The sequence below is a fragment of the Saccharopolyspora sp. 7B genome (assembly GCF_020177435.1).
GTDB lineage: Bacteria > Actinomycetota > Actinomycetes > Mycobacteriales > Pseudonocardiaceae > Saccharopolyspora_C > Saccharopolyspora_C gregorii.
Genome location: NZ_JAIUKC010000147.1, coordinates 1 through 16,984, shown reverse-complemented (window position 1 = coordinate 16,984; position 16,984 = coordinate 1). Strand labels below are relative to the sequence as shown.

Annotated in this window: 16 protein-coding genes; 11 read left to right on the top strand and 5 right to left on the bottom strand. The window is 73.0% G+C overall.

Annotated features, from left to right (window positions below):
• Positions 1 to 99 precede the first annotated feature (99 nt).
• The 5 genes from LCD33_RS21945 to LCD33_RS21925 form a co-directional block, all read right to left on the bottom strand.
• Positions 100 to 438: a hypothetical protein gene (locus LCD33_RS21945; protein ID WP_224955913.1), complete on the bottom strand. Its 339-nt coding sequence runs from the start codon at positions 436 to 438 to the stop codon at positions 100 to 102.
• A 437-nt stretch (positions 439 to 875) separates the two neighbouring features.
• Positions 876 to 1,328, bottom strand: a complete 453-nt coding sequence (locus LCD33_RS21940; protein WP_224955912.1) for a flavodoxin family protein — start codon at positions 1,326 to 1,328, stop codon at positions 876 to 878.
• Positions 1,329 to 1,344: 16 nt separating this feature from the next.
• Positions 1,345 to 3,015, bottom strand: coding sequence for a phospho-sugar mutase (locus LCD33_RS21935; protein WP_224968407.1), 1,671 nt, complete (start codon positions 3,013 to 3,015; stop codon positions 1,345 to 1,347).
• Between the two features lie 308 nt (positions 3,016 to 3,323).
• Positions 3,324 to 4,133: a purine-nucleoside phosphorylase gene (locus LCD33_RS21930; RefSeq protein WP_224968409.1), complete on the bottom strand. Its 810-nt coding sequence runs from the start codon at positions 4,131 to 4,133 to the stop codon at positions 3,324 to 3,326.
• 112 nt (positions 4,134 to 4,245) lie between these two features.
• Positions 4,246 to 5,943, bottom strand: a complete 1,698-nt coding sequence (locus LCD33_RS21925) for a serine/threonine-protein kinase (RefSeq protein WP_224955909.1) — start codon at positions 5,941 to 5,943, stop codon at positions 4,246 to 4,248.
• Positions 5,944 to 6,435: 492 nt separating this feature from the next.
• Between LCD33_RS21925 and mbhE the strand changes: the two genes are divergently transcribed.
• From mbhE to LCD33_RS21870, 11 genes are all read left to right on the top strand, one after another.
• Positions 6,436 to 8,829, top strand: coding sequence for a hydrogen gas-evolving membrane-bound hydrogenase subunit E (gene mbhE / locus LCD33_RS21920; protein ID WP_224955908.1), 2,394 nt, complete (start codon positions 6,436 to 6,438; stop codon positions 8,827 to 8,829).
• Positions 8,826 to 9,395, top strand: coding sequence for an MnhB domain-containing protein (locus LCD33_RS21915; protein ID WP_224955907.1), 570 nt, complete (start codon positions 8,826 to 8,828; stop codon positions 9,393 to 9,395). The genes mbhE and LCD33_RS21915 overlap by 4 nt, the downstream gene beginning before the upstream one ends.
• The gene (locus LCD33_RS21910; RefSeq protein ID WP_224955906.1) at positions 9,392 to 9,826 is read left to right on the top strand and encodes a Na(+)/H(+) antiporter subunit C; all 435 of its coding nucleotides are present in this window, start codon (positions 9,392 to 9,394) and stop codon (positions 9,824 to 9,826) included. Before LCD33_RS21915 ends, LCD33_RS21910 begins: the two co-directional genes overlap by 4 nt.
• Positions 9,823 to 11,352 (top strand): Na+/H+ antiporter subunit D, encoded by a 1,530-nt coding sequence (locus LCD33_RS21905; protein WP_224955905.1) that lies wholly within the window; start codon positions 9,823 to 9,825, stop codon positions 11,350 to 11,352. The genes LCD33_RS21910 and LCD33_RS21905 overlap by 4 nt, the downstream gene beginning before the upstream one ends.
• The gene (locus tag LCD33_RS21900; protein ID WP_224955904.1) at positions 11,349 to 11,918 is read left to right on the top strand and encodes a Na+/H+ antiporter subunit E; all 570 of its coding nucleotides are present in this window, start codon (positions 11,349 to 11,351) and stop codon (positions 11,916 to 11,918) included. The genes LCD33_RS21905 and LCD33_RS21900 overlap by 4 nt, the downstream gene beginning before the upstream one ends.
• On the top strand, positions 11,918 to 12,184 hold the full coding sequence (locus tag LCD33_RS21895) for a monovalent cation/H+ antiporter complex subunit F (protein ID WP_224955903.1): 267 nt from the start codon (positions 11,918 to 11,920) through the stop codon (positions 12,182 to 12,184). Before LCD33_RS21900 ends, LCD33_RS21895 begins: the two co-directional genes overlap by 1 nt.
• Positions 12,181 to 12,528: a monovalent cation/H(+) antiporter subunit G gene (gene mnhG, locus LCD33_RS21890; protein WP_224955902.1), complete on the top strand. Its 348-nt coding sequence runs from the start codon at positions 12,181 to 12,183 to the stop codon at positions 12,526 to 12,528. Before LCD33_RS21895 ends, mnhG begins: the two co-directional genes overlap by 4 nt.
• Before the next feature lie 142 nt (positions 12,529 to 12,670).
• On the top strand, positions 12,671 to 13,207 hold the full coding sequence (locus LCD33_RS21885) for a hypothetical protein (protein WP_224955901.1): 537 nt from the start codon (positions 12,671 to 12,673) through the stop codon (positions 13,205 to 13,207).
• Between the two features lie 126 nt (positions 13,208 to 13,333).
• Positions 13,334 to 13,627 (top strand): hypothetical protein, encoded by a 294-nt coding sequence (locus LCD33_RS21880; protein WP_224955900.1) that lies wholly within the window; start codon positions 13,334 to 13,336, stop codon positions 13,625 to 13,627.
• Between the two features lie 565 nt (positions 13,628 to 14,192).
• Positions 14,193 to 15,485 (top strand): amidohydrolase, encoded by a 1,293-nt coding sequence (locus LCD33_RS21875; protein WP_224955899.1) that lies wholly within the window; start codon positions 14,193 to 14,195, stop codon positions 15,483 to 15,485.
• Positions 15,482 to 16,834, top strand: a complete 1,353-nt coding sequence (locus LCD33_RS21870; RefSeq protein WP_374108029.1) for a M20 family metallopeptidase — start codon at positions 15,482 to 15,484, stop codon at positions 16,832 to 16,834. The genes LCD33_RS21875 and LCD33_RS21870 overlap by 4 nt, the downstream gene beginning before the upstream one ends.
• The last annotated feature ends 150 nt before the right edge of the window (positions 16,835 to 16,984 follow it).

Below are 16,984 nucleotides of genomic sequence, written 5' to 3'. Positions count from 1 at the left end.
CGGGGGGCCCGGGTCCGGGGCCCGCCCCCCGCCGGGGCTCGGCCGCGGGGGGGGGGGCGGGGGGGGCGCCCCCCCCCCCACGGTGGGTTCCGTCAGCGGTCAGTCTTCGACCTGATCCGTTTCGTGCTTGCGGAGGGCGAGTGGCGCGCCGGCCAGGTCCTCTTCGTTGCAGAGCAACTTCAGTTCGTAGTACGGCGCACCTTTGCGGTCGTCGTAGTCCAGGTGGACTGCGATGACGTCCACGGGCTCGCCCAACCAGGACTGCGCTTCGCGCAGCCAGCGGGCGGACCGTTCCAATGCGGTCGGCAGATCGTCGTCGCGGAACTCGACCGGCCGGTAGGGCACCCCGTGCACCTGGTCCCCGGGATGTTCGGGCTGGGGCAGATCAACGGAGACACCGGAGTCGTCGAGTTCGAGTTCGATCGTTTCCTCACTCACCGTGAAAGGGTAACGCGTGGCCGGTGACCTGGTCGAACGTCGGTCCGGTGAGTGGTCGGCCGAGGTCCGGGCAGGCTTGGCCGCGGAGGTGGCGCGCTGGTCGGCCGGTTCCCCGGCGAGGTGCGGGAGGGACGCCCCGAACTCGACTCGACAGTTGAGGGAAGGCGGGTCATCGCCCAGGGCGCCCCGTTCGCCGCACGGGTGCGCGTCCCGGCGACGTAGATCACCATACCGGGTGATGATCGATCAAGATCAACAGGGGGGTTTCCGGCCCTGCCAAAGGAAAATCTGCGCGTACGGGCACGCTCGGGCGCAGATCGGGCAGCGGAGCTGGCCGGCCCGCGCAAGATCGCGGACCCGCTCCCGGCCGCCCGGCCCGGCCCGCCCGCGGACGCGCCGAACCGCTCCCCGCCGCGGAATGCGCGGTCCCGCGGAGATCAGGGCATCAGGCCCGCCGCGACCGCGGCGCCCAGTTCCCAGCACGCGGACAGGTCCGCCTGGTCGGGCGTGCCGGACAGCACCACCGGTTCGGCGGCCTGCCGCCACGACAGGCCCGAGGTGATCGACGCGATGGCCCGCAGCGCGCCCTCGGTGCCCTCGTTCCCGTGCACCCAGCAGCCGAACGGGCGACCCGCGGTCGAGTCCAGGCAGGGGTAGTAGACGGTGTCGAAGAAGTGCTTCAGCGCGCCGCTGATGTAGCCCAGGTTCGCCGGGGTGCCGAGCAGGTACCCGTCCGCGGTGAGCACGTCGGAGGCGGTCGCGGCCAGGGCGGCGGTGCGCACGACCTCGACGTCCTCGATCTCCTCCGTGGTCGCACCGGCCACGACCTGCTCGAACATCGCCTGCATCCCGGGCGAGGGCGTGTGGTGCACGATCAGCAGCCTGGGCATCGGCCCCTCCGTTCGGTCAGGAGTCCTCGCGGACCAGTTCGGTGACGGCGGCGTCCAGCCGGTCGAGGCGGTCGCCGGCCCGCCGCTGCGCCGCCGCGAGATCGCCGTTCGCCGCCTCCACCACCTGGAAGTAGCACTTGAGCTTCGGCTCGGTGCCGGACGGGCGCACCACCAGCCGCAGCCCGCCCTCCCCGGTGATCACCAGCGCGTCGGTGTCCGGCAGCAGGTCCCGCACCCGCACCGGGGTGCCGAGCAGTTCGGCGGGGGGATCGGCGCGGAGGCGGCGCATCGTCGCGGCGATCTCGTCGAGGTCGGTGACCCGCACCGAGACCTGCCCGGTGCGGTGCACGCCGTGCTCGGCGGCGAGCTCGTCGAGCAGGCCGGGCAGGTCGCGCCCCCGCTCCCGCAGCGTCGCGGCCAGGTCGCAGGCCAGCACCGCGGCGGAGATGCCGTCCTTGTCCCGCACCCGGTCCGGGTCCACGCAGTGCCCGAGCGCCTCCTCGTAGGCGTAGACGAGCCCGGTGCCGCTGCCGTCGCCGGAGCGCACCAGCCACTTGAACCCGGTGAGCGTCTCGTCGTAGCGCACGCCGTGCTTGCGGGCGAGGGAGCGCAGCATGGTCGCCGACACGATCGTCGTCGCCACCAGCGGGTCCGGGTGCGCGGCCCGGTCGAGCCCGGAGAGCACGTGCTCGCCGAGCAGCACGCCGGTCTCGTCGCCGCGCAGCATCCGCCAGCCGTCGCCGTCCCGGACGCCCAGCGCGCAGCGGTCCGCGTCCGGGTCGAGCGCGATCGCGAGGTCCGCGGAGACGTCCGCGGCCAGCGCCAGCAGCAGGTCGGTCGCGCCCGGCTCCTCCGGGTTCGGGAAGCCGACGGTGGGGAAGTCCGGGTCCGGCCCGGCCTGCTCGGGCACCCAGTGCACGTCGGTGAACCCGGCGAGCTCCAGGGCTTCTTGCAGCGGTCCGGCGCCGACGCCGTGCAGCGCGGTCGCCGCCACCCGCAGCGCGCGCGCCGTGCCGCGGGGCAGCGCCGCCACCGGCGCCAGGTAGTCGGCCAGCGCCCGCTCGTGCACCGCGTGCTCGCGCCGCCGCGGCACCTCGGCGGCGGGCGGGCTCGCGGCGACGCACCGCTCGATCTCGGCGTCGGCCGGGCCGACCAGCTGGGTGCCGCCGGAGAGGTACAGCTTGTACCCGTTGTCCTGCGGCGGGTTGTGCGAGGCGGTGATCTGCACCCCCGCGACCGCGCCGAGCGCGCGGGACGCGTGCGCCAGCACCGGCGTGGGCAGTGCTCCGGGCAGCACCCGCACGTCGAATCCGGCGGCCGCGAACACGTCGGCGGTGTCCGCCGCGAACTCCGCGGATCCGTGCCGCGCGTCGCGGCCGACGACGACGATCCCGCCGCCCAGCCCCCGCTCGGCCAGCCACCGGGCCACGCCCCAGGTGGTGCGCACGACCACGGCCCGGTTCATGCCGTTCGCCCCGGCCCGGACCGCGCCGCGCAGCCCGGCGGTGCCGAAGGTCGGCATCCCCGACATGCGCTGCGCCAGGTCCGCGGCCGCGTCCGGATCCCCGCCGGTGGCGGCGTCGAGCACGGCGGTCAGCTCGGCGCGCGCCGCCTCGTCGACGTCCGCGCCGATCCAGGCCCGCGCGGCTTCCACGCACCCCGGATCGAGGTGCTGAGTGCTGACCACGACGTCACTCCTTCGCTGGTGGACCGGCCGCAACCGGCTCGGCGCGTGCCACGGCACGCAGATGATCTCGAAACAGCACATCCCGAACAAGCCGAACCGCGACCGCCCGGGAGCGGACCCTCGTCCTGCCACCGGCGAAGCCGCTGAGCCGCCGACCACCGAAGCAGCGGAACCACCCGCGGGTTCTCAGCGGTTTCCTCGCGAGCACAGCGTTTCGGAGCCACCGGTGAGAACGATCCCGCAGCGAGGGGGCCGCTGAGGTTCCGCCACCCGGCCCGAACGCAACAGGACCACCGGCCAGAGCGGGATCAAGCGGACTCGACGAGGGAGCGCAGGAGCTTGCCCATCCGGCCCGCCGAAGCCTTGCCCGCCTCCAGCACCTCCTGGTGGTTCAGCGGCTGCCCGGACAGCCCGGCGGCCAGGTTCGTCACCAGCGACAGCCCGAACACCTCGGCGCCCGCGGCGCGCGCGGCGATCGCCTCGGCGACCGTGGACATGCCGACCAGGTCGACGCCGGAGCCGCGCAGCATCCGGATCTCGGCCGGAGTCTCGAAGTGCGGTCCGGGCAGCCCCGCGTACACGCCCTCCTCCAGCGACTCGTCGATCTCCTGGGCGAGACCGCGCAGCCGCGGCGAGTACAGGTCGGTGAGGTCCACGAAGTGCGGCCCGACCAGCGGGGAGCGCGCGGTGAGGTTCACGTGGTCGCTGATCAGCACCGGCTGCCCGACCGACATGCCTTCGCGCAATCCGCCCGCGGCGTTGGTGAGCACCACGGTCCGGCAGCCCGCGGCGACCGCGGTGCGCACCCCGTGCACCACCGAGTTCATGCTCTTGCCCTCGTACAGGTGGGTGCGACCGAGGAAGACCAGCACCTGCTTGCCCGCGACCGGCACGGACCAGATCCGGCCGCTGTGCCCGCTGGCGCTCGGCGGTTCGAAGCCGGGCAGGTCGGACATGGTCACCTCGGCGACGGGGGAGCCGATCTCCTCGGCGGCGGGCCGCCACCCGGAACCGAGCACGACGGCGAGGTCGTGGTGGGCGGCACCGGTGCTCTCGGCGAGGGCGGCCGCGGCGGCGCTGGCGGTGGCGAACGGGTCGGAAGCAGCAGAAGGAGTCACGACCGCTCAGCGTAGTCATCTCCGCGACCCGTCTCCGCCGTCGACCGGCGGCGGCGATCACCCGGGCGGTTCGCCCGTCCGGCCGCACCGCTCGGTCGAACGGGTCCCGGACTCAGGACGTGATCTGGAAGCCCCCCAGCGCTTCGTCGAACAGCCGCTGGTGGGCGCCGGGCTGGTCGAGCGGCGTGGTCACCCGCAGCACCCACAGGTCGCTGCCGCGAGGCATCAGCTGCGAGGTGGTGCTGCGCTCGGAGTCGGCGACGGCCGGTCCGATCACGCCGCCCTGGCTGGCGGTGTAGCGCAGGAAGCGGTCGGTCTCGCCGCTGACCTCGTCGGTGGCGCCGGTGGGCCGGTCCTCCTCCAGCCGGAAGGTCCCGTGCTCGCCCGCGGAGCGCTCCTGGAGCACGTCCACGTAGTCCTGCGCGGTGGAGCGGTCGCCGTAGTAGCCCTCGAACCGCTCCACGGCGACCTCGGCGCGGCCGTCCGGGGAGATCAGGTACACCACCATGCTCTCGGTGGGCTGGTTGCGGCTGCCGCGGAACACGTCCCAGCCCTCGGGGGCGACGACCTCGAAACCGCCGCCGCCCTGCTGGCTGCGCTTGGCCTCGTCGACGTAGCGGGCCAGCCGCGGCGTGGCCGGCTGGGACGGAGCGGGAGCGGTGATCTCGGGCAGCACGTCGTGCCCGGCGAGCGCGCGGGTCGCGGCGAACCCGCCCGCGGTGGAGGCGGCGAACAGCACCACGGCCGCCAGACCCAGCACCACCGCGCCCCAGCGGAACCGCCTGCGCGGCGCGGGCGGCGGTTCGCTGAGCATGAACGGCAGCGGGCCGGGGTCGGCGGCCAGCGGCGCCGGTTCCTCGTCGGTGGCGGTGCCGGGGGCGGTGTTCGGCGAGGTGCTGGGGACCTTGCGCACCCGCACCGTCGGCGCCTCCGGGTCCAGCAGCATCTCGAACGGCCGGGTGCCGGAGGGCGGCAGCAGGTCCTGCACGTGGCGGCGCACCTCCTGCGCCGTCATCCGCTGCGCCGGGTCCTTGACCATGAGCCCGGCGATGATCTCGCCGATCGGCCCGGGCCGGTGCGGGGCGGGGACCGGCCCGCGCACCACCGAGGTGATGGTGGCCAGCGGGTCGTCGTTCGCGCCGTAGGGCGCGGTGCCCTCGGAGGCGGCGAACAGCGTTGCGCCCAGCCCCCACAGGTCGGCGGCGTCGGTGACGGCCTCGCCGGAGGCGATCTCGGGGGCGATGAACGCCGGGGTGCCGAGCATGATCCCGGTGGAGGTGATGGTGTGCTCGGAGACGTTGCGGGAGATGCCGAAGTCGCTGAGCTTGATCCGCCCGTCGTCGCCGATCAGCACGTTGCCCGGCTTCACGTCGCGGTGCACGATGCCCGCCCGGTGCGCGGCGTCGAGCGCGGCGGCCACGCTGTCGGCGACCAGCGCCAGCTGCGGGTCGCCGAGCGCGCCGTGCTCGGCGAGCACCGCCGCGAGGCTCTGCGAGGGCACCAGTTCCATGACGACGAACGGTTCGCCCTCGTGCCGGGCCACGTCGTAGAGCGTCACCACGTTGGGATGGGTGACCAGCGCGATCGCCCGCGCTTCGCGCAGCGCGCGTTCCCGGAGCTCGGCGGCCTCGCCCTCGGGCATCCCCCGGGGCAGCAGCACCTCCTTGACCGCCACGGGCCTGCGCAGCAGCTCGTCGGTGCCCGCCCACACGATGCCCATCGCGCCGCCACCGATGCGCTGCTCCAGCCGGTAGCGGTCGGCGATCAGCCGGTCGGCGCCTGCGGCGGCCTCTTCCTCAGTCGTGGGCACCCGCTCATTCTCCATCCCGCGTCGTCGGGTCCGGTCCAAACCCGCCCGTTCACCTGCCCAACAGCGGATATCACTCAGCGTGTTCAGCGGAGTCCGCTGGGCGGGACGGCGGTGTTACCGGTAGTGAAGTTTCCCACGTGGCCGGTTCCGGCCGGTAACCGCACCAGGTGCCCAAGATTATTTCGCGCCAACGGGAAAACCCGGCCGACCGGCGCCGTTCGCGGCCCCGGCGGCGCGGCTCGGGATTATGACCAGTCGGGGCGATTCGGATAAGTTGGGCGCGGCCGGGACCACCGCCAGCGGGAGCAAACCGTTCGGCGACCCCGTCACGCACCGCTCGTCGCCCGCCACCCGGCGGGTCGGTGGGAGTGCCCGAAGGCCCCATCGGACCCCCGGTGGGGCCGCGCGATGGTGGGCGCAGCGTGAGTGACGAACAATTCCACGGGGTCGCCTGGTCCACGGTCTGATCACCGGCTCGCCGAGGAGGTGCCCTTGTCCGCGTTCGTCCTCGTCCACCTGCTGGTGGCTCTGGCGTTGCCGATCGTAGCCCGGCGCAACACCGGGATGGCCTTCGCGATCGCCGCCCTGCCACCGGCGGCCGCGCTGACCTGGGTGCTCGCGCGCTCCGGGGCGGTGCTCAGCGGGGACGCCATCGTGGAGGAGGTCCCGTGGTCGCCGCTGCTGGGCCTGGAGTTCACCTTCCGGTTGGACGCGCTCGCGGTGCTGATGACGCTGCTGGTGTCCGGCATCGGGGTGCTGGTGCTGGTCTATTCGATCGGGTACTTCCACGCGGGAAGCGGTGACGCCCGGCGTTCCGCACCGCTGCTGCTGACGTTCGCGGGCACCATGTTCGGGCTGATCCTGGCCGACGACCTGCTCACCGTCTACGTGTTCTGGGAGCTGACGACGGTCTGCTCCTTCCTGCTGGTCGGTCAGGCGGGCATCAGCCGGGAGTCGCGGCGGTCGGCGCTGCAGGCGCTGATGATCACCACGATGGGCGGGCTGGTGATGCTGCTCGGCTTCGTGGTGCTCGGCGAGGCCGCGGGCACCTACCGCATCTCGGAGATCGTCGCGGAGCCGCCCGGCGGCACCCCGCTGGCCGTCGCGGCCTCGCTGATCCTCGTCGGCGCGCTCACCAAGTCGGCCCAGGTGCCCTTCCACAACTGGCTGCCGACCGCGATGGTCGCGCCCACCCCGATCAGCGCGTACCTGCACGCGGCCTCCATGGTGAAGGCCGGGGTGTTCCTGGTCGCCCGCCTCGGCCCGGTGTTCGTCGGGGTGCCCGAGTGGTGGCTGCCGACCGTGGTGTTCGGCCTGATCACGATGGTCTTCGGCGGCTGGCGGGCGCTGCACGAGACGGACCTGAAGAAGCTGCTCGCCTACGGCACCGTCAGCCAGCTCGGGTTCCTGATGGTGCTCGTCGGGCAGGGCACCTACGCGGCCGCGCTGGCCGGGGCGGCGATGCTGCTGGCGCACGGCATGTTCAAAGCGACCCTGTTCCTCGTCGTCGGCATCGTCGACCACCAGACCGGCACCCGGGACGTGCGGGAGCTGTCCGGGCTCGGGCGGCGGATGCCCGCGCTGGCCACGATCGCCGCGCTGGCGGTGGCGTCGATGGCGGGCCTGCCGCCGATGCTGGGCTTCCTCGGCAAGGAGGCCGCGTTCGGCGCGTTCCTGGAGGAGGGCGGCGGCACCGGGTTGCTCATCGACTTCGTGCTGCTGCTCGGCTCGGTGTTCACCGTGGCCTACAGCGCGCGGATGCTGTGGGGCGCGTTCGCCCGCAAACCGGGCGTGGCCCCCACCGGGGGCAAGCAGCCCGGGGCGGTGCTGCTGGTGCCCGCCGCGATCCCCGCGTTCGCCGGGGTCGTGCTCGGCATCGGGTATCCGCTGACCGACGAGCTCGCCGGTTCCTACGCCGCCGTGTACGGCGCCGGGGTCGACCCGCTGCACCTGGAGCTGTGGCACGGCTTCGAACTGCCGCTGCTGTTCTCGGTGGTCGCGGTCGCCGCCGGGTTGTGGGTGCACGCGATGCGCGTCCCGCTCACCGCGCTGCGCCGCAGGCTGCCGAAGCCGCTCGACGCGCAGCGCGGCTACGAGCGGATCATGGCCCTGCTGGAGCGCACCGCCGTCGGCGTCACCGGCCGCACCCAGGTCGGTTCGCTGCCGACCTACCTGGCGATCATCCTGCTCACGGTGGTCGCCGTCCCCGGATCGGTGCTGGTCTACCACGCGCACGTGCCCGCGGACATGGCGCTGCACCAGAACCTGCTGCAGATCCCGCTGGCAATCCTGGTGATCATCGCGGCGATCGCGGTGGTGCGGGCGAAGCGGCGGCTCACCGCGGTGCTGCTCGTCGGCGTGATCGGCTACGGCATCGGCGGCCTGTTCATCGTGGACGGCGGGCCGGACGTGGCGCTCGCCCAGTTCCTGGTCGAGACGCTGACCATGGTCGCGTTCGTGTTCGTGCTGCGGCGGCTGCCCGCGCGGTTCACCAAGGGCGACGCGGCGCGGTCGCTGCGCTGGCCGAAGCTGGCGCTGTCGGTGGCGGGCGGCGTGGTCATCGCGCTCGGCGCGGTGCTGTTCAGCGCGGCGCGGCAGCAACCGCCGGCGGTCAGCGCCGACTTCATCGCGCAGTCCGAGGAAGGCGCCGGGGCCACCAACATCGTCAACGCGATCCTCGTCGACTTCCGCGCGTTCGACACCGTCGGCGAGATCTCCGTGCTCGCCGTCGCCGCGACCGGTGTCGCCAGCCTCGTGCTGGCCTCCCGGTTCGACCGCAGGCGCCGCAGCTCGCGCGGCGCGCAGGCGACGGCCCCCGCGGAACGCCCCGGAGTCGTGCTCAGCGGGAACGGGAACGGGCGGCGCCAGGAGGAGGAGCAGTCATGACCGACCCCAGGATCACCGCCCCCCGCAACGGGGAACGCCCCGGCGTGCCGTGGACCGGGTGGGACGCCCCACGGGAGCGCTGGCTGCTGTCCGGCTTCCCCCGCGACGGCCGGGAACGGGCCGTGCTGCTCGAACTCGCCGCCCGCATCGTGTTCCCGACCGTGCTGGTGCTGTCGATCTACCTGCTGTTCGCCGGGCACGACCGGGCGGGTGGCGGGTTCAGCGGTGGTCTCGTGGCCGGGCAGGCGTTCGCGCTGCGCTACCTCGCGGGCGGCCGGATGGACGACAGCGCGATCATCTCGCTGCGGCCGCCCGTGCTGATCGGGCTCGGGCTCACCATCGCCACCCTCACCGGGTTCCTGCCGCTGGTGTTCGGGCAGGAACTGCTGGAGAGCGCCATCTTCAAGATCTCCGTCCCGCTGCTGGGCCAGATCAAGTTCGTCTCCAGCATCCTGCTCGACATCGGCGTCTACCTGCTGATCATCGGCGTGGTGCTGGACCTGCTGCGCACGCTCGGCTCCGGAGTGGAGGCCGACGCGGCCGCGGCGGAGAGGGGACAGGCATGACCGCGAACCTCACCGTGAACCTCACCATGGCCGTGGTGCTGGCCGCGCTGTACTCCGCGGGGTTCTACCTGCTCATGCAGCGCTCGCTGATGCGCATCCTGATCGGCACGGTGATCGTCGGGCACGGCGCCAACCTGCTGCTGCAGCTGGCGGGCGGACCCCCCGGGCGGGCCCCGATCCTCGGCGACGCCGCACCGGAGCAGATGACCGATCCGCTGCCGCAGGCGATGGCGCTGACCGCGATCGTGATCACCTTCGCGCTCACCACGTTCCTGCTCGCGCTCGCCTACCGCTCGTGGGTGCTGCTCGGCCACGACGAGGTCCGCGACGACGTCGAGGACCGCCGGATCCGGCGGCTGGAACGCAGGCTCGCCGAATCCGAGGACGACAAGGCGAACGAAGACGAACTCGAACGGGAGGCCACCCAGTGACGGTCCTCGTGGCCCTGCCCGTCCTGCTGCCGCTGGCGGCGGCCGGGATGTCCCTCGCACTGGGCCGGTTCGCCGACTTCCAGCGCATCATCGGGCTGGTCGTGCTCGCCGCGATCATCGCCGACGCGGGATTCCTGCTGTACCTGACCGACCGCACCGGGCCCGTCGTGCTCCAGATCGGCGGCTGGGCGGCGCCCGCGGGCATCACGCTGATCGCCGACCGGCTCTCGGCGCTGCTGCTGGTCGTCTCGGCGGTGGTGACCTTCGCGGTGCTGATCTACTCGATCGGGCAGCGGCTCACCGACTACGGCCGGGAGCGCGCCAGCACCACGTTCCACCCGATGTACCTGGTGCTGTGCGCCGGGGTGTCGCTGGCCTACCTCGCGGGCGACCTGTTCAACCTGTTCGTCGCGTTCGAGATCATGCTGTCCTCCTCGTACGTGCTGATCACGCGGCGCACCACCGCCAGCCGGGTGCGCGCGGGCATGACCTACGTGATCGTCAGCCTCACCTCGTCGCTGCTGTTCATCACCATGATCGCGCTGGTGTACGCGGCCACGGCCACCGTGAACCTCGCCGACCTCGGCGGGAAGGTCGCGCTGCTGCCCGAGGGGCTGCAGGTGGCGCTCGGGCTGATGATGGTGATCGTGTTCGGGGTGAAGGCGGCCATGGTGCCGCTGCACTTCTGGCTGCCGGACAGCTACCCGACCGCGCCCGCCCCGGTCACCGCCGTGTTCGCCGGGCTGCTCACCAAGGTCGGCATCTACGCGCTGATCCGCACCCAGACGCTGGTGTTCAGCCACGACCGCAGCTGGACGCTGATGCTGGTGATCGCGCTGGTCACCATGCTGGTCGGGGCGCTGGGCGCGCTCGCGCAGAACGACCTCAACCGGATGCTGTCGTTCCTGCTGGTCAGCCACATCGGCTACATGCTGTTCGGGCTCGGCGTCTACGACGTCATCGGGCTCACCGGCGTGATCCTCTACGTGGTGCACCACATCACCGTGCAGGCGACGTTGTTCCTGGTCAGCGGGTTGATAACCCGGCACACCGGCACGGTGGCGCTGAGCCGGATGGGCGGGCTGGCGAAGGCGGCGCCGATGATCGCGGTGCTGTTCGCGCTGCCCGCGCTGAGCCTCGCCGGGGTGCCGCCGTTCTCCGGGTTCGTCGCGAAGCTGGCGCTGCTGCAGGCGGGCATCGGCGCCGGGACCTGGTCGGCCTACGCGGTCACCGCCGGGACGATCCTCACCAGCCTGCTCACCCTCTACGCGATGGCGCGGGTGTGGACCAGGGCGTTCTGGGGCCAGGTCCGCGCGCCCGAAGCCGACCCGGACCCGGACGACGAGCTCGTCGTCGGCACCGGGAACTCGACCCGGCCGATGGTCGCGGCCACCGGCGTCCTGGTCACCGCCAGCGTGGTCATCGCCCTGGTCGCCGGGCCGCTGGCCGGGGTCAGCGAGCGCGCCGCGGACGACCTGATGCAGGGCACGACCTACCGCGAAGCGGTGCTGGGAGGTGCGCGATGACCACGCCGGCCCGACGGGCGCTGCGCAGGCTGCCGCTGGTGCTGTGGCTGACCGCGGTGTGGATCCTGCTGTGGGGCACCCTCGACCTGGGCACCCTGGTGTTCGGCCTGCTGGTGGCGCTGCTGGTGACGCTCGTGTTCCCGCTGCCGCCGGTCACCACGCACATGGTGGTGCGGCCGCTGTCCCTGCTGCGGCTGGTCTGCTACCTCGCGGTCGACCTGGTGGTGTCCACGGTGCGGGTGTCCTGGCAGGCGGTCCGGTACGGGCCGCGGACCAGGGCGGGCATCGTGCGGGTGACGCTACTGACCGACTCCGACCACCTCACCGCGATGGTCGCCAACGCGGTCTCGCTGGCGCCCGGCAAGTTCGTCATGCAGATCGACCGAGCGCACCGCATCTGCTACGTGTACGCGCTCGGCATGCGCGCCGGCGGCGAGGAGCTGGTGCGGCGCGAGGTGCTGGCGCTGGAGCGCCGCATCGTCCGGGCCGTCGGTTCCGCAGCGGAGCTGGAGCTCGTCGGCCGCATCGAGGACTCCGCCGGGACCGCGGGGAAGGAGGACGCCTGATGGACGTCGTGTTCGTCGTGACCTTCGCGCTGCTGTGCCTGGCGGCGCTGCTGGCGCTGATCCGGATGATCATGGGCTCGTCGACGCTGGACCGCATCGTGGCGCTGGACGTCATCGTCACGCTGATCGTGGCGGGCACCTGCGTGAGCATGGGCTGGCTGCGGGACGGCTCCAACATCGCGCTGCTGACCACGTTCGCGCTGCTGGCGTTCATCGGTTCGACCAGCGCGGCCCGGCTCGTCGAGAAGAAGGAGCCGTACCGGTGAGCGTGCTCGATGTGATCTCCGCGTGCTGCCTGGTGCTCGGCGCGCTGTCCTGCCTGCTCGGCGCCGTGGGGCTGCTGACCTTCCCGGACGTCACCGCCCGGCTGCAGGCGGCGACGAAGCCGCAGACCCTCGGGCTGATCCTGGTGCTGATCGGGACCGCGCTGCAGCTGGACTTCCACTACTCGCTGGCGCTGGCGCTGGTCGCGCTGTTCCAGATGCTCACCGCCCCGGTGCTGGCGCAGCTGGTGGGGCGCGCGGCGTACCGGGCGGACAGCATCCGGCGGGAGAACCTGGTCGTCGACGAGATGGGCGAGCGCATCGAGCGCGAACACGACCGGCCTTGATCGACGTGCGTGCGCTGCGGGTACCGTTCCGCCCGGGGAGGTTGCGCGTGCGCGCTGTGTTCTCCCCCACTCCCGGCCAACGCGGGAGGTCGGTACCGCGTCCATTGGATCGCGGTGCAGCACAGGCAACGAGGGAGCAGTCATGCGCGTCCGACCGGTCGCCGGAGCGTTGATCGCGGGGCTCTGCCTCGCCGGGTGCGGCGACCCCGCGCCCCCGGCCGCGCAGGAGCCGCCGGCCGTGGTCACGCTGCCGAAGGCGATCTCGCCGCCGCCCGCGGGCGCGCCCACCAGCGCGACCCCGCCCGCGCCCTCGGTCAGCAGCACCACGACCGCGAGCAGCACGCCGCGGGCCACCAGCACCCCGGACGAGGAACCGACCTCCGGCGCCGAGGAGTCGAGCACCGCCCCCGACGGCGGGGACGTCGAGTGCGGGACGTTCACCGACAAGGCCGGGCGCGGCCACCGGCTGTTCGCCGGGCGCAGCGACGCCGGCGAGGTCCTCAGCTGCGGGGAAGCCGACCGGGTGATGAACAAGTACTTCTCGTTGCCCAAGGACCAGGTCGAGGGCAGCGGCAGGTTCGCGAACTTCGAGGACTACGGCTGCGCGAGCACCCCGAAGGACCGGGTGCAGGCGCTCTGTTCCAGCTCCGACGGCAAGTCGTCCTACATCACCGCCTGACACCGTGTTGCGACGATCCGGGCAACCTGCCGCGCGCAGCGGCGAGCACCGCCCGCACTGTGATCAAATGGCCTGGTGCGGCGGCCCGTCGCCGCGAAGCGCTGCGTGGAAAGGTGTGGAGTGCTGATGGCACGCATGGGGCGACTGCTCGCGGTCCTGACGCTCGGCGGGGTTCTGCTGTTCTCGCCCGCGGCCGGTGGTGCCGCGCCGGCCGAAGCCGCCCCGGCGCCCACCGCGGTGGTCGCGCAGGCGGAACCGTCCGCGCCGCCCGGGCCGGACCTCAACGGCGACCGGCAGTCCGCGGCCGAGGACAAGCAGCGGCTCGTGACCGGTATCGCCGGCATCGTGCTCATCGCCGCGGTGCTGCTGTCGCGCAAGGCGCGCAAGCGCCCGGTCTTCAGCTTCAAGTGGAAGAACTAGGGATTTCCCTCGCCGAACAGACCGGGAAAAAAGGCAACGCGGTCGGTTTTCGGCATTCTTTTCGAAGATTTCGCGCTATGGCCTAGACCTGGCGGGCTAACCTGTGGGATTTTCACAACTGCACGGGTTGTGCGCGCCGCTCCGGGCGTGCCGCGCGCTCCCGGCGGGACGGTTCGACACTTGGGGTTCGCGCCCCTCGCAGACGTGGGGGGGGGCCGGGAAGCCCCCCGACCGGTGCCGGCCCACACCCTACTCACCGCCCCTTCGCGGAACGTCCGCCGCGGCCGCGGGCCGAATGCCCGCCGCGCAATCCGCTCGCCCCGAGTTCCCGCTGGGTACGGCCCGCGGAATTGCGGTGCGGAAGCGCTCGCCGATGCGGTTCCGCTCGTTTCCGCCGGGCTCGCGGACCGCGAACTCGCCGAATTCCGCCGGGGAAGTTGAAGGTGAAACTTCTACTCCTCGGCTGATCACACGGCACCGCTGAGCGCAATCCGCCGACCGGCTGGCGGTCCGGGGCTCCGACTCCGGGTTCCACCGCGGTCCGGTCGTGCAGGATGGTCGGCACATGAACCACGACACCGCAGCCCGCGACACCGCGCTCCGCTCCGAAACCCGCGCCACCTGCCGGGAGATCGTCCGACGCCACGAGCGCGCACTCGTCGAGCTCGCCCGCGGGCTGCACGCCGAACCCGAGACCGCCTTCGCCGAGCACCGCAGCGCCGCGAAGGTGCGCGAGCTGCTCGCCGCGCACGGGTTCGAGGTGGCCGCGCCCGTCGCCGGGCTCGACACCGCCTTCACCGCCGACCGCGGCACCGGCGACCTCGTCGTCGGCATCTGCGCCGAGTACGACGCGCTGCCCGAGATCGGGCACGCCTGCGGGCACAACATCATCGCCGCGGCGGCCGCGGGCGCCGCGCTCGCCCTCGCCGAGGTCGCCGACGAGCTCGGCATCACCGTCCGCGTCATCGGCACCCCCGCCGAAGAACTCGGCGGCGGCAAGGTGCTCATGCTCGAACGCGGCGTGTTCGACGGGCTCGCGATGGCGATGATGGTCCACCCCGGGCCGGAGGAGATCTGCGCGCCGCGCTCGCTGGCCATCAACGACCTGGAAGTGCGCTACACCGGCCGCGCCGCGCACGCGGCCGCCGCCCCCGAGCTCGGCGTCAACGCCGCCGACGCGCTCACCGTCGCGCAGGTCGCGATCGGGCTGCTGCGCCAGCACCTCGAACCGGGACAGATGGTGCACGGTATCGTCACCTCGGGCGGCGCCGCTCCGAACGTCGTTCCCGCCCGCACCGCGGCGATGTACAACCTGCGCGCCGCCGAATCGGCTTCCTTGGAGCGCCTGGAGAACCGCATCCGGGCCTGCTTCGAGGCGGGAGCGACCGCGACCGGCTGCACCTCCGAGGTCGTGCAGATCTCGCCGGTGTACGCCGAACTGTCCTGCGACGACGAGCTCTCCGAGGCCTACCGCGCGGCGATCACCGAGCTCGGCAGGGCACCTGTGCCGCGCGCCGAGCAGACCGACCAGGTCATCGGCAGCACCGACATGGGCAACGTCTCGCAGCTGCTGCCCGCGATCCACCCGATGATCGCGCTGGACTGCGGCGACGCGGTGACCCACCAGGTGGAGTTCGCCGCCGCCTGCGCCTCGCCCTCCGCCGACCGCGCGGTGCTCGACGGAGCGGTGGCGATGGCGTGGACGGCGATCGCGGCGGCCACCGACCCCGGCCTGAGATCGCGGCTCGCGACCTCGGCCGAAGACCGCCCGGGGCGGACCGGGAAGCACAACTCGGCCGGGCAGGGGGACGCCCCCGGCCCGGTGCGACGGCAACACACGTCGGGAGGCGTGGCGTGACGGTAGTGGATTCACGCGGCCCCGAGCCGCGCAGGACACCGAACGACGGCGGGACGAGCACCGCGGACCCGGCTGCGTGGGCGCAGGCCGAACTGGGCGCGCCACCGTCCGGCGAGCCGATCGGCGGCGACGGCGACACCATGTCCGGCGTGGAAGATCTCGGCTCCGGACGCGGCCCCGCCTGGCTGGATGCCTGGCTCACCGCCAACGCGGGGCACGTGGTGGCCTGGCGACGGCACATCCACGCCAACCCGGAGCTCTCCCGCGCCGAGCACGGCACCACCGCGTTCCTCTTCGAGCGGCTCACCGAAGCCGGGCTGAGCCCGCGCGTGCTGCCCGGCGGCACCGGCCTGCTGTGCGACATCGGGCCGGACGGCGGCCAGCCGCGGCGCACCGTCGCGCTGCGGGCGGACATCGACGCGCTGCCGCTGAAGGAGGCGACCGGGCTGCCGTTCGCGTCCGGCACCGACGGGGTCGCGCACGCCTGCGGGCACGACGCGCACACGACGGTCCTGCTGGGCACGGCGCTGGCGCTCGCCACCGGACCGGAGCTGCCCGGGCGGATCCGGCTGATCTTCCAGCACGCCGAGGAGGTCATGCCCGGCGGCGCGCTGGACGTGCTGGCCGCGGGCGGGCTCGACGGGGTGGAGCAGATCTTCGGGCTGCACTGCGATCCTCGGCTGCCCGTGGGGCGGATCGGCGTGAAGTCCGGTGCGATCACCTCCGCCAGCGACCTGCTGGAGCTGCGGCTGAACTCGCCGGGCGGGCACACCTCGCGGCCACACCTGACCGCGGACCTGGTGCACGCGCTCGGCACCGTGATCACCGGGCTGCCCACGCTGCTCTCGCGCCGCGTCGACCCGCGCACCGGCACCGTCCTGACCTGGGGTGCGGTGCACGCGGGAGAGGCGCCGAACGCGATCCCGCAGACCGGCGTGCTCACCGGAACGCTGCGCACCGGCGACCGCGGCACCTGGGCGGAGCTGGAACCGCTGACGCGGGAACTGGTGGCCGGGCTGCTGGCGCCGCTGGGCGTGGGCTTCGACCTGCAGCACCGCCGCGGCGTCCCGCCGGTGGTCAACGACGCCGCGAGCACCGAGCTGATGTCCGCGGCGATCCAGGAGGCGCTCGGCGAGCACGCGGTCACGGGGACCCCGCAGTCCTCCGGTGGCGAGGACTTCGGCTGGTACCTGGAGCACGTGCCGGGCGCGTTCGTGCGGCTCGGGGTGCGCTCCGGGCAGGCGCGGGCGCGGGACCTGCACCAGCCGACGTTCGACCTGGACGAGCGGGCGCTGCTGGTCGGCATCCGGGTGATGGTGGGGACGGCGCTGGCGGCCTTGACGCGCTGACCTGCGAGAACGGTGCGGTGATCGGGTTTTCACCCGATCGGGATGTATCTGTTCGGGGGTTCGCGGCCTCTTCAGGGCATGACCGCGAACCTGCTCACCGATCCCGCTGATCCGGCGGCCGCTCCCGCCGCCGCCCGGCCCGTTCCCGCC

Coding starts and splice junctions, on each gene's coding strand:
- LCD33_RS21940 (WP_224955912.1), bottom strand. CDS start 1,328: ATGCCCAGGCTGCTGATCGTGCACCACACGCCCTCGCCCGGGATGCAG.
- LCD33_RS21915 (WP_224955907.1), top strand. CDS start 8,826: ATGACCGACCCCAGGATCACCGCCCCCCGCAACGGGGAACGCCCCGGC.
- LCD33_RS21910 (WP_224955906.1), top strand. CDS start 9,392: ATGACCGCGAACCTCACCGTGAACCTCACCATGGCCGTGGTGCTGGCC.
- LCD33_RS21900 (WP_224955904.1), top strand. CDS start 11,349: ATGACCACGCCGGCCCGACGGGCGCTGCGCAGGCTGCCGCTGGTGCTG.
- LCD33_RS21895 (WP_224955903.1), top strand. CDS start 11,918: ATGGACGTCGTGTTCGTCGTGACCTTCGCGCTGCTGTGCCTGGCGGCG.
- LCD33_RS21885 (WP_224955901.1), top strand. CDS start 12,671: ATGCGCGTCCGACCGGTCGCCGGAGCGTTGATCGCGGGGCTCTGCCTC.
- LCD33_RS21880 (WP_224955900.1), top strand. CDS start 13,334: ATGGCACGCATGGGGCGACTGCTCGCGGTCCTGACGCTCGGCGGGGTT.
- LCD33_RS21875 (WP_224955899.1), top strand. CDS start 14,193: ATGAACCACGACACCGCAGCCCGCGACACCGCGCTCCGCTCCGAAACC.